Origin of the sequence: Fluviicola sp. (genome assembly GCF_039596395.1) — a bacterium.
In the GTDB taxonomy this organism is placed as follows: Bacteria; Bacteroidota; Bacteroidia; order Flavobacteriales_D; family Crocinitomicaceae; genus Fluviicola.
On the sequence record NZ_JBCNJT010000004.1, the window covers coordinates 104,899 to 120,823 of the forward strand.

A 15,925-nucleotide genomic window follows, 5' to 3' on the forward strand; every position below is an offset into this window, starting at 1 on the left:
TGAATTTATGAATTCATGCAAAGATAGCGGGAATTATTTCAAAGGAAACCTCAACTGGAAGGTTGTTCCTTTCCCCGGCTGACTTTTCACCTGGATCGTTCCACCGTGCTCTTCTACAATCAGTTTCACGTAATAAAGCCCCAAACCAAAACCTTTCACGTCGTGCAAATTCCCGGTCGGAACCCGGTAGAACTTGTCAAAGATCATCTTCAGATCCTCGCGTTTCATCCCTATTCCGTTATCTGTAATCGACAGGTAAAAGTATTGCTGATCGTCCCAGGTACGAATGTCGATGTGCGGAACGGTATTGCAATATTTAACCGCATTGTCGAGTAAATTGTAAATCACATTTGTGATATGCACCTCGTCCATCATCAGCGTTTCTCGCTGTGCATCCAGCAACAATTCGATCTCACCGCCCTGATCGGTCTGATTGATATCAAAACTTTCCTTGGCTTCCAGGATCAAATCGTGAATAGAGCACGATTCCTTCTTCAACGTGAGCTTTTCGCGATCCATTTTAGCCACATTCAACACGCGCTCCACCTGGTTTTCCAAGCGTTTATTTTCCTTGTAAATAATTTCGGCATAGCGGTGCAAGCGGTCCGGATCTTCTTTGAAATTTCCTCTCAAAAGCAATTCACTGGAAAGACCGATCGTTGAAATCGGCGTTTTCAATTCATGCGTCATGTTATTGATAAAATCCGTTTTCACTTCCGAAAGGCGTTTTTGTTTCAGGATCACATTCAATGTAAATACAAAGAACAAAAACAAGAGCAGCAAAAGCACTACGAGGTAAAACCAGGGATAAAAATCGGTTTTCTCTACTTCAATGGAATCAGAACTGACATTCGGGAAAAGTACCGTAAAATAATGCCCGTCATTCTTCCATTTCAACTGATTGGAAGTTTTCCCTACGGAATCATTTTTCGTTACGGAATAAGAGGAATCCTTGGTGTATTTGATCAGGTTCCCGAAAACTATGGAATCCGAATAACAATCATAAATCCCGTAAACGAAATCCTGGTTGAGGCTTTGATTATCAAATTCCCGTTTCAACAGCTGTTCCAGGTAATACGGATGCAATTCTTCTTCAATGTCTACCGAAAAGTAATTCGGACGAATCTGTTTTACCGCACCATAAAGATTTGCACTGATATCATCTTTCGTATTGATCTGCTCCAATACATCACGCAAGGCAATGTGTGCCCGTTCTGAAAACTGCTTCAGGTTCAGACTGTCTTCGCGTTCCTGGATCTGGACTGTCAAGCGCTGCGCCTCATTCGTTTTGTGAATCCAAAACAATTGAATGCTCAGAACACTCAGCAAAGAGAGTATTCCAAGGATAATAACGGTATTGATCGTTTTGCGATTCAAGGATAATTGAGAATGGAAAATGGATTAATTAAAAAGTAGAGAAGCTTTTCAATTGTCAATTTTCAATTTTACATTAATAAGCTTCCATGGATGGATCCACTTCTTCGATCCAGGCCAGGATTCCTCCTTCGAGGTTATATAAATTGGTAAACCCGTGCTGTTGCTCCAGGAAAGCGATCACATTGGCGCTTCTCTTCCCGGAACGGCAATGAACGACCACTTTTTTGTTTTGATCGATCTGACCGAATTGAGCCGGAATATCATTCATTGGAATTAAAATCCCGTCCAGGGTACAAATATCATTTTCATACGGTTCGCGCACGTCGATTAACTGGAAATCTTCGTTTCCGTCTTTCCATGCTTTCAATTCTGTAACTGTAATGCTTTTCATGTTTAAAATAAGTTCAACGGTTTAAAACGTTCAAAAGTTCAATCATTCAATTTAACCTTTTGAACTCTTGAACCCTTTGAACAAGTAAAGCGATCAAATTGATCGCTTTACAAAATTAGGCATTAAGCCCGAAAGAATATTCATTTCCCGGGTGTTTAACTAGTTTTTAGCTTTTCCCGAATACCCGTTTCAACAAGTCTGTTACCTGTGCTGCCGGATCCTTACGGATTTTAGCTTCCTGCTCGCTGATCAGGATCATCAATCCATCAATTGCTTTTGCTGTTACGTAAGCCTCCAAATCCGGATTTTGCTTAGTTACTCCGGGGATCTTGTTGTATTTTGTCACCAACGGATTCCAGTATTCCGTCACGCGCACTTTATCCATTGCCGTTTTTACGATCGGTTTGAATTTCTCGGTCAAACTAACGGTTGTTTTTTCGCGCAAAAAATGAGTTGCTGCCGTATCGCCCCCATTCAGGATAGCGAATCCGTCGGAAACGGACATTCCTTTTACTGCCCCGGCAAACACATCGAAAGCACTTTTGGAAGCTTCTTCTGCCGCACGGTTCACAGATTCTTCAAATTGGGTTACCTGACTCTGCATTCCCAGCATCACCAATTTATCTTTCATGTTTTTTGCTTCCGCCGGCCATGGAATAAAGATCTTCGGATTCTTGTAAAATCCATCCATCTTCTGAGCTGCGCCGGCCGCTGTTTTGGCACCGGTCGTCAATGCTTCCCGCAAACCGCTCACCACCTCATCGTTCGTCAATGACGGTTTCGATGTGGATGTTCCGCCGCTGATGGTTTCTTTTCCTTTGGTAACGATTTTCCCCAGGGTCTGGGCATTTGACAAATAACCCGTACTTATAATTAAAGCAATTGCGATACTGATTTTCATACTGTCTGATTTAATTCTGTTTGTTTACAGAGACACGAAGCATCGCGTCCTTACTTATTTTTAACGTTTCATTAAACCAAAAATTGTTCCAAAAGTAAGGGCGGAAAATTTTCCGCCCTTACTTAAAATCCTTGCACCCCGTTTACTGTGGTGTATTTCAAAATGTTCTTCTTATCCGGATGAATGCGTGCAAATGCGGACTGTACGGCCAATGTTCCTTCGTGGAAACCACACAGGATCAGTTTCAGCTTGTTCTCATAGGTATTCACATCACCGATGGCATAAATTCCCGGGATATTCGTGGAATAATCCAATGTATCTACTTTAATAGCGTTCTTTTCGATTTCCAGTCCCCAGTCAGCGATGGGTCCCAATGACGGCTTCAACCCGAACAAAGGAATGAAGTGATCGGTTTCGCGGATAATCTCGCCCTGCGTGTTGTGCTGGATTTTCACATGAGTCAAAGCTCCGTCGCCTTCCACACCAACTACTTCGGCTTCTGTAATCAGGTTGATCTGACCGTTCCCGGCCATATCGATCACTTTCTGAACGGAGTCCAAATGTCCGCGGAAAGAAGCACTTCTGTGAACCAGTACCACTTCTTTGGCAATTTTCTTTTCTGCCAGGAAGATCGACCAATCCAGTGCGGAATCTCCACCACCTGCGATTACACAGCGTTTTCCCCTGTAGAACTCCGGATCTTTGATAATGTATTCAATTCCTTTGTCTTCAAAGTCTGCGATATTCGCAATAGGTGGTTTACGCGGTTCGAAAACTCCCAATCCACCGGCAATCATAACGATAGGCGCCAAATGTTTGGTTCCTTTTACGGTAGTTACTATAAATTTTCCGTCGTCTGTCTTGTCGATGGTCATTGCAGCTTCCCCCAAAGTAAATCCGGGTTTAAACGGTGCTGCCTGCTCCATTAAATTATCGACCAGGTCTCCCGCCAATACGGAAGGAAATCCCGGGATATCGTAAATCGGTTTTTTCGGATAAATTTCAGAACATTGTCCGCCCGGTTGAGGCAAAGAGTCAATCAAATGACAGTGCAATTTCAACAATCCGGCTTCAAAAACAGTGAAAAGCCCCACCGGACCCGCACCAATTATAATTATATCAGTTTCAATCATTATTTCTATTAAAAGTAGCACAAAAATACGGATTGTTTCTTAAATAGAATTAGTATAAATAAGGTATTTTGAGCTTTACTTTCCTGCTAAATCCCTACTTTAACACAGTACTTTCAAAATACTCAACCATGAAATCAATTACAGCCTTTATCCTCTTAATCTGGTGTTTTTCATCACAAGCCCAGGAGCCGAAAATCAAGAATTGTGTCTATTCGCTCAACAGCGTGAAAGGTGCACGAAACCCCAAGGAATTTCCTATGGATAATGATCTGAATTACCTTCAGATAGAAAATGGCGAAGCTGTAGTCAATTACCGGTGCCGCGGCAAAGTCACTTTTTACCAGGGAGCAGTAAAAGACTATGCGGTTACGAAATCAGGAACAGTAGAAACAACAAGTTTCTACCTTGCCCCCACCGGTCTGGGAAGCAAAACTATCAACCTGGAAATTTCTCTTTTGGAGAACGGTCAATACCAGGTCCATCTTTTCGATAAGCTGGGTTCTTTGGATACTTTTCTAAGTGCCGAACTTTCGAACAAAGATATTTTCAAACAGTAATAGGTAAGCTTTGCTATTTTTGCTAAAAGCATTCAGGTGAGTAAAGCAGCAGAAAAAAGTTTTTCGAATTTCATAAAAGAACATTCCGTCATCATTGGAATTCTTTTATTGGCGCTTATTTTGAGATGCTACGACCTGTTTTCCATTCCATATACGCATGACGAACTCAGCGGATTGTTGCGCACCCGGTTCGATTCTTTCAGCGAACTAATTGCCAAAGGCGTGAAAATTGACGGCCACCCGGCTTTTGTGCAGGTTTTCCTTTATTACTGGACCGGTTTGTTCGGAACTTCCGAATGGATTGTCAAGCTTCCGTTCATCTTTTCCGGGGTCGGAGGAGTTTATTTCGCTTATAAGATCGGGAAGCGCTGGTCGAATGTAACGGTTGGACTCATTGTAGCCGCCATTCTTGCAACCAGCCAATATCCTTTGATGTACAGCCAGATTGCGCGGCCTTACACTTCCGGATTTTTCTTCACGTTGTGGTTTGCCTGGCATTGGGGAGAAATCGTGTTATTTAAGAATTATGCCCGCAGACACCTCATCTGGTTCCCGATTGCAGCGGCGCTTTGTGCCTACAATCACCATTTCAGTATGCTCACGGCAGGACTTATCGGAATCTTCGGGATCTTCTATACGTTCCGGGATTTTTTGTGGAAGTATCTGCTGCTTTGCCTCTCTGCGGTGGTTCTGTATTCACCTCATTTCACCATCCTGGCGGCCCAACTCAAAATGGGCGGTCTGGCCGGCTGGCTCGGAAAACCAGAACCTTCTTTTTTACCGCATTACATCTACTACATTTTCCAGTTCTCTGCTTTAGTGGTTGTTCTGTATACCGGGATTATTGCATGGACAATTTTCAAAGGTGGCTTTCCTGAAACATTCGGGACTCAATCACCGATTAAAAAACGCCGTTCGAAAGCCATTCTTTTCGCTGGAATGTTATTCTTTGCAACGTATGCCGTGGGTTATTTTTATTCGATCTACGTAGCGCCCGTACTGCAAACTTCCGTGCTTATTTTTGCCTATCCGTTTCTGCTCATTTTCTTATTCGGCTGGGCGAAGGAGCAAACCAAACGCATGAATGTAACGCTCCTTTTGGTCATTATGGGACTAAACACGTATGTGCTGATCTTCCAGCGGCAGTATTACACCGTTTTTTACAAAACTCCATTCAACCAACTGGTCCTGGATGTCATAAACGTAGACAAAGAACCGGGCTATGCACTCATTTTCTCGGACGAACCCAAGACGCGTTTTTATTCCGAAAGAGGTGATTTCCATATTCCTGGAAAAGTGAAATTCTTTACTGTGCCGGAATTTACCGAAAAGGACCTGGAGAAATTGCTGGAAGAGAAATCCGGTTGCGAGGTATTCTACCTGGCTGCTACTTCCTCCCTGCCTCCGAATTACCGGGCAATGGTGCTTCAAAAATTCCCGCACATTATCTGGCAGAAGAATTATTTTTCTGCTTCCACCCTTTGCTTGTCGAAAGGACAGCCCAGCGAAAAACCGCTTGCTGACATTGCCAAAAACAAGGATTTATTTAACGGCTACAACCCGGGCAAATGGTATGATGGCAGCTATCATTTCGAAAAAAACGAAGAATGGGGCCCGGGTTACTCCAAAGAGTTGAATAAACTGGTGAAAAGGCCTTCCGACCTGGTGGATGTGGTGGTGAAACTCAAATTATCGGATTTGAAGCAGGAACCTTTATTGGTATTGAATATCCAATCTCCCGATTCGACGATCATGTACCGCGACACACCGGTATCCAGGCACACGGTCAACCTGAAAGACAGCACGGTTACACTCGTGCAATCGATCAAGTTTATTGATCTGAAGTACCGGCAATTCGAAAAACCGACATTGAACACATTTATCTGGAACAGGGATAAAAAACCGCTGAAAATTCTTTCTTTTCAAGTGTTCTACCGAAAAGACAACCCGCTGACTTATGCGCTTTATGAACCGATAATTAATTGAAAATGTAAAATGAACAATTGAAAAGCGGGTACTCAATAGTTCATTCCACCTACATTTCCAAACTTTTCAATTATCAATTTTCAATTCAAATAAATTTCTTCGCGAACTCCCACAAAACAATTCCCGCGCATACGGAAACATTCAGACTGTGTTTGGTGCCGAACTGCGGAATTTCGAGGATGTAATCGGAAGCGTCTATCACCGATTGGTCCACGCCATCTACTTCGTTTCCGAAAACGAGTGCGAATTTGGAATCGTTCAGTGCCCGGACCTCGTGCAGCAAAACCGTCTTCTCCGCCTGTTCGATACTGCAAACCGCTATTCCCTGCTGCCTGAGTTCAGCAACCAGTTCATCGATATTTTCCCGGTATTCCCAGTCAATGGTATCTGTTGCGCCCAAAGCTGTTTTATGAATTTCCCGGTGTGGCGGCTGGGCTGTAATTCCACACAGGTAGATTTTTTCCACATTGAAGGCATCGGCCGTGCGGAAAAACGAACCGATGTTGTTCAGGCTCCGGATATCATTCAGGATCACGATCAGCGGGAATTTCTCCTGGCCTTTAAATGTCTCTTCATCAACTCGTTCGAGTTCCCACAATTTCAATTTCCGGTTCATGGGGCAAAAATACCTATTTGCATCATTTTTTTTGCACAAGTAATCCGATTCATTTATTTTCACTGTATGAAAACCATCCTGATACTAATAACATCCATCTCTTTCTGTAATTTGTCAGTTGCACAATGCCCGACTGCCGGTCAGGATTCTGCAGCAACCTATTGCCCCAACGAAGTCTTCGATCTTGCAAACCTCAGATCGCCAGATGCCGATACAACCGGCATATTCATTGATCCGATGGGTGATACGATGACGAATACGATTATTTCACTCCAATTTCCGGGACAATACACCTATTTCTATCACGTATCCGATACTAACTGCCCGGTAGATACCGCTAAATACATTGTCACCATTCTACCTGTTTCTGCATGTAGCTGGGGGCTTACCGAAAATGCTTCTGAGAACAACCACCTCATTCACTCCAACCCGGTAAACGATGAATTGATACTGAATAATTCCACTTACGACCTGCTGGAAGTTTATGAAATTTCAGGACGCTGTGTTTTTACAAGCACAACACCATCCGTAATGGATATTTCGTTACTGAGCAGAGGCAATTACTTGCTGGTAGTGAGCAGGAATGGAACAAAACAGTTTCAGCGGTTTATTAAAAATTAGGTACTCTTCAATCCACTATCACATGAAAAGATTTGTTCCTGTTCTCTTACTTGTTTTTACTTCGTTGTTTGTAGCGAAATGCACCATTGAAAAACGCTTATTTCAACCCGGCTACAGCATCGAATGGAAAAAAAAGATTCCTCAGAAAGAAAAAGACGAAACGGAAATCCCGGTTTCCGCAAACCGGCACGAACCGGATTTAGCCAACCATCCCGTTACAACTGATCCGGTTGCGGAAAATGAAATACCGGTAAACACCCATTTGCCTGAAACGCAACCTCAGCAACTGGTTGCCGAACCGATTACTTCCTCTGAAAAACAGCCAACTATTCGTACGGACCAACCCGGAACATCGGAAACTGAAGCTTCCACTCCTAAAGAACAAGAAAAAGACGATTGGGAAACGGAAAACAAACCGGAATTCGAGCTTTTTGGCGTCATGTCATTCGGGCTCTATTTCTGTTCCCTTGCATTGGCAATTATCGGCATCGTACTTTTAAGTTCACCCTATTTCTTTGTAGTGGCCGGATTTATGATCCTGTTATCCCTGATATTCGGGATCATTTCCGTAGACAAATACCGCAGAGACAGATCCAAGTACCGCCGGAATTCCTTCGGTTATTTCGGGTTGATCGCCTCAGCTGCTACCATTTCATTCGTTGCCCTTTTGGTACTGCTTGCCTGGGGACTGGGCTCATTCTGATTTCCCGGAAACCGTCTGAACGCATTTAGTGATTCAACTCCTAATTGCAGAATGTTGAAAACTATGAAAAACAAAAATTGCGCTCCTTGCTTCTTTGATAGTAAATTTGAGCCATTCCATAATTCATACCTGCGTGTCAAAAAAAGAAAAAGATCCGGCAGAAACGCCCTTAATGAAGCAATACAACGAGATTAAAGCAAAACATCCTCAGGCTTTGCTGCTTTTTCGCGTCGGGGATTTTTACGAGACTTTCGGGGAAGATGCGGTGACTGCATCCAAAACACTCGGAATTGTTCTTACCAAAAGAGGTGCAGGTTCGCCTTCCGAAATTGAATTAGCCGGATTTCCGCATCATTCGCTGGAATCTTACCTTCCGAAACTGGTACGTGCCGGTCACCGCGTGGCAATCTGCGACCAGCTGGAAGATCCCAAAATGACCAAAACGATCGTCAAACGCGGAGTTACCGAACTGGTCACTCCCGGAATTGCTTTCAGCGATAAGATCCTGGACGGCCATCACAACAACTTCCTGGCTGCCATTCATTTCGGGAAGGACATTCACGGGATTTCTTTCCTGGATGTAACGACAGGGGAATTTTTCACCGCGCAGGGAAATACCGAATACATCAATAAACTGATCCAGGGATTTGAACCCAGCGAGATCATTTACCAAAAAAATAAACACACCCTTTTCCAGGAACTCTTCGGAACCAAATATTATACGTTCCGCTTAGACGATTGGGTTTTCACTGCCGATTTCGGGAAAGAAAAACTGACCGGGCATTTCCAGACCAATTCTATGAAAGGATTCGGTGTGGACGACCTGGAACAGGGAATTGTTGCTGCAGGCGCAATCCTTCATTACCTGGGAGAAACACAGCACGACAAACTGGGGCACATTACCCAGATCCAGCGCATTGAAGAAGAAAAATTCGTGTGGCTGGACCGTTTCACCATTCGCAACCTGGAACTGATCTCTCCTTTGAACGAAGGCGGCAAAACCTTGTTTGACGTGGTAAACGGAACAAAAACCCCGATGGGCGACCGTTTGCTGAAACGCTGGATCGTGATGCCGCTGAAACACCCGGAGCAAATCAACGGGCGCATCGATGCGGTTGCAGATTTGGCGGAGAAAAGCAGCCTGCGGGCAGAAATCGAGCACGAACTGAGCGAAATCGGCGACATGGAACGCCTGATCTCCAAAGTTGCCGTGGGAAGAATTCACCCGAAAGAACTACGCGTGCTATCCCGCATCCTGGAACACATGACTCCGCTCAGGGATGCCTGCTCGCACAGCGAAAGCGAATTACTGAACCAGCTTTCGAAGCGTATCGAACCGTGTGAGGAATTTATCCAGTCGGTTGAAAAGTACCTGTTGAAAGATCCTGCCGTGATGCTGGGCAAAGGTCCGGTTATTGCAGACGGCGTGCACGCGGAATTGGACGAGTTGCGCGCGATTTCCGAAAGCGGAAAGGATTACCTGGAAGCCATGCAGGAACGCGAATCCGAAAAAACGGGAATTCCAAGCCTGAAAGTGGCTTTCAATAACGTATTCGGATACTACCTGGAAGTACGGAACACGCACAAGGACAAAGTTCCGGAAGAATGGATCCGCAAACAGACGCTGGTAAGTGCCGAGCGTTACATCACGCCTGAACTCAAAGAATACGAAACCAAAATTTTGGGGGCGGAAGACAAGATCGCAACCATTGAAGCGCAATTGTATTTCGAACTTGTTCAGAAACTGAGTGCTTTCGTGGGTCAAATTCAGCGAAACGCTTACCTCATCGCCCAACTGGATTGCTTGACCGGTTTTGCCGAACTGGCTGTGAGAAAGAATTACGCGAAACCAACCGTGAACGACAGTTATGTGATCGATATCAAAAACGGGCGTCATCCGGTAATTGAAGGCCAGCTGAAACCGGGAGAAGAATACGTTCCGAATGACGTTTACCTGGATAAGGAAGAGCAGCAGATCATTATGATCACCGGTCCGAATATGTCGGGGAAAAGTGCCTTGCTGCGCCAAACGGCCCTGATCGTCCTGATGGCACAAATGGGAAGTTTTGTTCCGGCGGATGCGGCTATATTGGGAATTGTAGACAAAGTCTTCACGCGCGTCGGGGCTTCGGACAATATTTCTTCCGGGGAATCCACTTTCATGGTCGAAATGAACGAAACTTCGAGCATTTTGAACAACCTTTCGGACCGCAGTTTAATCCTGCTCGACGAAATCGGCCGCGGAACAAGTACCTACGACGGAATTTCCATTGCCTGGGCAATTGCCGAATACATCCATGAATTTCCGCAAGCCAAAGGAAAAACCTTGTTCGCAACCCATTACCACGAACTGAATGAAATGGCTGTTCAATTCCCGCGCATCCACAACTACAATGTGAGCGTAAAGGAAGTGGGACAAAAGATCATCTTCTTACGCAAACTCGTGGAAGGCGGAAGCGAACACAGTTTCGGTATTCACGTTGCCAGGCTGGCCGGTATGCCGAATAAAGTCATTCAACGGGCAGAACTGATGCTGGAACAACTCGAACTGAACCACCGCTCCGCCGAAGTGAAATCGGTAAAAGATGTGGTGGTACACGCCGGCAATTCTTCCGACATGCAATTGAGTTTCTTCCAGCTGAACGACCCGGTCCTGGAACAAATTCACGACCAATTGGTTTCGATCGACATCAATACCTTAACGCCGGTTGAAGCTTTGATGAAATTAAACGAAATCAAGAAGTTAACGGGCGGGTAATTTTAATTTTTTATCCTGAGATGAATAAGCAGGGATATAAACAGTTACGATCATTTTTCCATTAAACAAGCTGTATAGCCTCTGTTCTTCGCATCTTCTACAGTAGTTTTTTTAATTGTATGAGTGCATTTTTGAAGACCTCTGCATGATTGAGAGAAATGATATTTCTTAGCATCTTTACTAAGACAGATATAAACAGTAGATTGAACAGAACCTGTAAAGCTGAACAGGATTACAGAGCTAATTAAGATCAGATTTTTCATATTGTAATTATTAAGTAAGATTTAAAACTTGCTAATTGCTCTATATGCAAAAGGGATTACTCTTTTTCGTTATTCGTATTTTCTCGAAATTTCGTAAACCGGGTAATTCCATTTGGCTACACCACCATGATATGAGCAGGCACCTTGTCCGGTTGCCTGGGAATAGGTACCGTCATTGCAAAGCGTGCAGTAATTGGCAATTCGTTTTTTCAGCGGATTAATCTTATCGTACAGTTTACCTGCATCGCTATGACCGAGAAGCATCGCTTTTTTTGCGTCTTTTACGGCTTCTTCTATACGTTTGATTTTGACAAAACAATTTGCCCGTTGGTAAAGTACAAGGGTGTTACTGGTATCTAGTTCAAGCACGCTGGTAAGCAGATCAACGGCCATGTTGTACTGATGTTTTTTCATCAGCTGCTTTGTTTTGGCCAGAGAAACTTCTATCCGGATCAGGTTAACATCCGCCTTTTCCGCAGCTTTTTCCGCCATAAGATCCGCTTTATCCAACTCCAGCAAAGCAAGATCGATTTCTCCTTTTCGGTACAGGCTGTCTACCCGTTGCAAACAACTATTCAGGTCATCAATGCGCTGTTTCTCATCCAACTTAGCTTGCCGCTCATTTAAGAGTTGAATCTTGTTGTTTTGTTCCAGCCTGGATCTTTCTTTCCCAAAAGCAATGGCAAATGGTACGTTTAGCAATAGTAAAGTAATCAGGACTATATTTCTCACCTTTTTTTTCAAGGGCCATTTAAATATGTGCGGGAGGATTAACGATAGACCTGAAACAACCAATACAATGGAAAAAGGCAGATAAATAACCGTAAAAGGGCTCATTATCAACAGCAATACTCCGATTGCTATATCTATCTCTCCCAATAATAGATAATTATTAATGGTCTGTGTACCAGTGGACACATTCGTTTGCTTTAATGAGGGAGTGCCGCCCGAACCAGTATTCTGCATTTTTCTGGATTTAATGATTATTTTGGGTATTCTGGAGTTAATCCAGGAGATTTAGTTGAAATGGTTATTGATCGTTTGATTTCCTCCCGTAACGAGATTATGGATCTCACCTCCCTCCATGTAGAACCCAACCGGAGAATGGTTGAATTGCGGGCCACCGCTTCGCGCAGGTTGGTTCGTTTGATTCTGTAATTCCGATGCATCCTGTTTTAGGTAGTTTTCCAGGAATAACAGCCCGGTCAATATTCCCGGAAGCCCTGCCGTAGATTGCGGTTGTTTCACAGAGGGAAGGAAAGGCGTGGCCGGATTCCATACATCATCGGTATCTACCCATACCGGAAGGATTCGTTTTGTTCCCGAAAAATCTCCCCATGCCGGCTGGCGCATTTTTACGGCCTGGTCTTTCCATGATAAGGGAATAGCACAGATAATCAAAGCCTTGTTTTCAAGTAATCCAATGGCGTGTTTGGCCAATTCCACCAGCGATGCCTCATTGGCAGCATATAGTTCAATCGGTGTCGTTTTTTGGACAACTGTTAAGGTCGGAACCAGCTGTTTTTCCAGCTGCTGCGGAACAACAATCGTGAAAGGCTGTTTTTCCGGATTGTCAAAATGCTCAGTTTCGGGGGAAAGAAAATTTCCCGGTATGCGCAAGGCGGTTTTCCACGCATCCCAATTGTTGAACCCGGCATGGTTCAGCAACACGTTAATATTGGATTCAATTTTTTTGATGGTGGAGCCTTCATTCACAGCTTTACGTGCATCAGTCATCAGATCTACAATGTAGCGATCGTTGAACTGTTGTTCCGGCGCCAGTTTGTTTGCAAGATCGATTTGTCCGTTCTGAGACATTTCGGTGCGTTCCCTCCAGGAACAAAGCTGCACAAGTTGTATGATTTTATCCGGTTCGTAATGTTGAGCCATAAGTTATAGTTTGGAATCAGGCTCTAAAGAGAACAAGGATCGAATCTGAAAATCAACTTAATTTTGTGAGGCCACCCTTTTTTTTTGTGTGAACCCGAAAATCTTTTAAGAGATCAGATTGATTTCAGGTAAAGGGATACCTGTTCTTTGTATTTCGGTTCGATATCTATTTTTACACCGTTGGTCAGTTCAAGGCGATTCCCGAGTTTGCTTTTGACATACTGAAGATTGATAGCATGTGATTTGCTGACGCGCACTATACCGGGCCAATCGAGTTTTTGAAGAACAGCTTTCAGGTTGATCGTCAGTTTATACATTTTATCCTCCAGGTAAACACCGCAATAGCTTCCATCGGCTTCAATATAACAGATCGTATCGGGGTTGATCCGTTGTTTACCTTTATTTCCGTCTGTTATCAAATAGATTGTACGGGATAATTTCTGTGCCGGCAAATCTACATCCAGGGCGTTCCGCAAATTGATCAGATCAATCGGTTTCGCAAGATTGCGCAACGGAGTTGTATTTTTTGCCTGTATATACGTATTCATGTCCTGGATTCCGGAAAGATACATGTGCGGAATGTGCATTGCCGCCAGTTTTCCCCCCAGGTCAATTCCCGACCGTTCGCCTTTCAATCCGATATCGATAATTACCAGATCCGGGATCTCGCTTTCGATGGCTTTTACAGCACTGTTATAGTCTTCTGCTATTGCAATAACATGATGCTGAAGCTGTTCAAGTTTCCCGTGCAGGTCATCAGCAGCAAAAGGTTCGTCTTCAACTATCAAAATTTTCATGGGCGAAGTTTAATTACATTTGCCAAAATACTGAAATTATGCTCCGCTACCTGCTCTTTTTATTTGTGCTCGTTTTGTCTACCGGAACTAATGGCCAGTCAAAGTTTCACCGGTTACTGGACCAGGGCGGCCAATCCCTGCTGGATGGAGATATTCCACAAGCTAAAGTATTCCTGCAGCAAGCACTGAAGATCATCCCTGAGAAGCTTGATCCCGAAGAACGTTCTGTTTTTTACAATAATCTTGGAGTTGTTTATTATCAAACAGGCGAATACAAGCAATGCATCGATTGGTACCTGCAGGAGTTGGAAATATACAGAAAGGCAGGTAATGACAGCCTTGCAGCAGGAGCGCTGCACAATCTCGGACTCGTATATCACGAAATCGGGCTATCCAAAAAAGCTATGCAGGAATTACTTGGCTCAGCGCGGGATTTTGAACGGCTCGGTAACCAGAAAGAGCTTGCTTCGGCCTGGAATTCGATCGGGGTCATGCAGCTTGACCTCGGTAATTTCGAAAAGGCACTGACCTATCATGAACGGGCTCTTCGGATAAGAGAAAAAATAAGATACGCCAAGGGCATTGCGGATTCGTATAATAATATCGGAGATGTTCACCTGGCATGGAAACACTACGCCAAAGCGGAAATCTATTTACAGGAAGCGCTTCGTCAGAAAAAAGGGCTCGATAATCAGTCGAATTTGATTAACACCTTATGTTCACTGGGAAAATTATACATTGCTGTCGGAGAATCCAAAAAAGCATATAGCTACCTGCACGATGCCTATACGATTGGTAAAACCATCGGAAATTCACCAAAAGTAGCAGAGAGCATGTGCTACCTAGCGGCTTATTACAGCTCTCTGGGCGAAGAAAAAAAAGCCATGGAAATCTATCACCGGACACAGACTATGGCGCGAACTTCTTCCGATTGGACCTTATTGCAGGATGCATTGCAAGGAGAAATAGCGCTGATCGAAAATAAAAGGCCCGGTGTCGAAGTTGTTGAGAAATATCGTGAATTGCTGGCCACAAAAGAAAAGGTAACCAAGGAACTCAACAGCAAGGAATTGGCAAGACTGGAAATCTCCTACGATGTGGAGCGAAAAAATGCCGAATTAAAACTCAGGAGAAAACAGGCAAAGATCGATCGGCTGAGCAATCAACGTCTAACCGGCTGGCTCGTGGCGGTTGGAGGAATAGCCCTATTCGCAGGACTTGCATTTTACCAGACACAACGCCGGAAAAAACAAGAGGAAATACTCAGAAAACAAGCAGAAGACCTTCAAAGACAGGCCGAAATTCAACGGGACAAAATCAAACACCTGCACCAGGAATTGAGTCATCGCACAAAAAACTATTTCAGCATGCTCTCCGGCATTTTGAGATCTGACCGGAAGAAAGCATCGAATGAAGAAGTTATACGCGTTTTGGATATGAACATCCACCGATTGGAGGCAATGTCGAAGGTACAGGGCTATTTGCTTGTGAATTCAGAACAATGGGATAAGAATGTGCAACTGGATGCCTACCTCAATCATTTGATTTCCGAACTGCTGATGAACCTGTTGCCCGCAGAGAATGACCTGCAACTAGAAAAGGAACTGGACAGCATTTTTATAGATTATGATAAGGCAATGCGGATTGCAATTGTGTTGAATGAATTGATTTGCAATGCCATTGAGCATGGTTTGGCAGGTGTAACAAAACCTGTACTGGCCATTTCACTAAAAAGCCACGATAACAACGTCATACTGACAGTACAGGACAACGGCCCGGGTTTACCGGAAGAACTATTAAAATCAAAAACGGTAAAAGGGCGTGACATCATCAGTAAGTTGCTTTCTTCGGTTAATGGAGTGGTTACTTACCACAATGAAAATGGGTGTAAGGCGGCGGTGACAATTGCGCTCTGATAAAAAAGCCCGGGAT

General features: G+C 44.0%; 14 protein-coding genes. 6 read left to right on the top strand and 8 right to left on the bottom strand.

Going from position 1 to position 15,925, the window contains the following annotated elements; all coding sequences use genetic code 11:
* Positions 1–33: 33 nt before the first annotated feature.
* The 4 genes from ABDW02_RS18025 to ABDW02_RS18040 form a co-directional block, all read right to left on the bottom strand.
* Positions 34–1,377, bottom strand: coding sequence for a HAMP domain-containing sensor histidine kinase (locus ABDW02_RS18025; protein ID WP_343637060.1), 1,344 nt, complete (start codon positions 1,375–1,377; stop codon positions 34–36).
* A gap of 73 nt (positions 1,378–1,450) precedes the next feature.
* Complete coding sequence (locus tag ABDW02_RS18030) at positions 1,451–1,768, bottom strand: rhodanese-like domain-containing protein (protein ID WP_343637062.1); 318 nt, start codon at positions 1,766–1,768, stop codon at positions 1,451–1,453.
* 166 nt (positions 1,769–1,934) lie between these two features.
* A complete protein-coding gene (locus ABDW02_RS18035; RefSeq protein WP_343637064.1) occupies positions 1,935–2,669 on the bottom strand; it encodes a DUF4197 domain-containing protein in 735 nt (244 codons plus the stop codon).
* A 122-nt stretch (positions 2,670–2,791) separates the two neighbouring features.
* Positions 2,792–3,802 (bottom strand): NAD(P)/FAD-dependent oxidoreductase, encoded by a 1,011-nt coding sequence (locus ABDW02_RS18040; protein WP_343637066.1) that lies wholly within the window; start codon positions 3,800–3,802, stop codon positions 2,792–2,794.
* 128 nt (positions 3,803–3,930) lie between these two features.
* Between ABDW02_RS18040 and ABDW02_RS18045 the strand changes: the two genes are divergently transcribed.
* Both ABDW02_RS18045 and ABDW02_RS18050 read left to right on the top strand, forming a co-directional pair.
* Positions 3,931–4,359, top strand: a complete 429-nt coding sequence (locus ABDW02_RS18045; RefSeq protein ID WP_343637068.1) for a hypothetical protein — start codon at positions 3,931–3,933, stop codon at positions 4,357–4,359.
* A 36-nt stretch (positions 4,360–4,395) separates the two neighbouring features.
* Positions 4,396–6,345 (top strand): glycosyltransferase family 39 protein, encoded by a 1,950-nt coding sequence (locus ABDW02_RS18050; RefSeq protein ID WP_343637070.1) that lies wholly within the window; start codon positions 4,396–4,398, stop codon positions 6,343–6,345.
* Between the two features lie 85 nt (positions 6,346–6,430).
* Here the strand turns inward: ABDW02_RS18050 and ABDW02_RS18055 are convergent, their stop codons facing one another.
* Positions 6,431–6,961 carry an RNA methyltransferase gene (locus ABDW02_RS18055; protein ID WP_343637072.1) on the bottom strand — a complete coding sequence of 177 codons (531 nt, stop codon included), beginning with the start codon at positions 6,959–6,961 and terminating at the stop codon, positions 6,431–6,433.
* Between the two features lie 66 nt (positions 6,962–7,027).
* Between ABDW02_RS18055 and ABDW02_RS18060 the strand changes: the two genes are divergently transcribed.
* From ABDW02_RS18060 to mutS, 3 genes are all read left to right on the top strand, one after another.
* A complete protein-coding gene (locus ABDW02_RS18060; protein ID WP_343637074.1) occupies positions 7,028–7,582 on the top strand; it encodes a T9SS type A sorting domain-containing protein in 555 nt (184 codons plus the stop codon).
* Positions 7,583–7,604: 22 nt separating this feature from the next.
* Positions 7,605–8,285, top strand: coding sequence for a hypothetical protein (locus tag ABDW02_RS18065; protein ID WP_343637076.1), 681 nt, complete (start codon positions 7,605–7,607; stop codon positions 8,283–8,285).
* Between the two features lie 133 nt (positions 8,286–8,418).
* Entirely contained in the window at positions 8,419–11,043 is a 2,625-nt protein-coding gene (gene mutS, locus ABDW02_RS18070; RefSeq protein WP_343637078.1) for a DNA mismatch repair protein MutS, read from the top strand.
* A gap of 332 nt (positions 11,044–11,375) precedes the next feature.
* Here the strand turns inward: mutS and ABDW02_RS18075 are convergent, their stop codons facing one another.
* The 3 genes from ABDW02_RS18075 to ABDW02_RS18085 form a co-directional block, all read right to left on the bottom strand.
* Positions 11,376–12,272, bottom strand: a complete 897-nt coding sequence (locus tag ABDW02_RS18075) for a hypothetical protein (RefSeq protein ID WP_343637080.1) — start codon at positions 12,270–12,272, stop codon at positions 11,376–11,378.
* Positions 12,273–12,323: 51 nt separating this feature from the next.
* Positions 12,324–13,196, bottom strand: a complete 873-nt coding sequence (locus ABDW02_RS18080; protein ID WP_343637082.1) for a hypothetical protein — start codon at positions 13,194–13,196, stop codon at positions 12,324–12,326.
* Positions 13,197–13,309: 113 nt separating this feature from the next.
* Positions 13,310–13,993 carry a response regulator transcription factor gene (locus ABDW02_RS18085; protein ID WP_343637084.1) on the bottom strand — a complete coding sequence of 228 codons (684 nt, stop codon included), beginning with the start codon at positions 13,991–13,993 and terminating at the stop codon, positions 13,310–13,312.
* Positions 13,994–14,031: 38 nt separating this feature from the next.
* On the opposite strand from ABDW02_RS18085, the gene ABDW02_RS18090 reads away from it, so the two are divergent.
* Complete coding sequence (locus ABDW02_RS18090) at positions 14,032–15,909, top strand: tetratricopeptide repeat protein (protein WP_343637086.1); 1,878 nt, start codon at positions 14,032–14,034, stop codon at positions 15,907–15,909.
* The last annotated feature ends 16 nt before the right edge of the window (positions 15,910–15,925 follow it).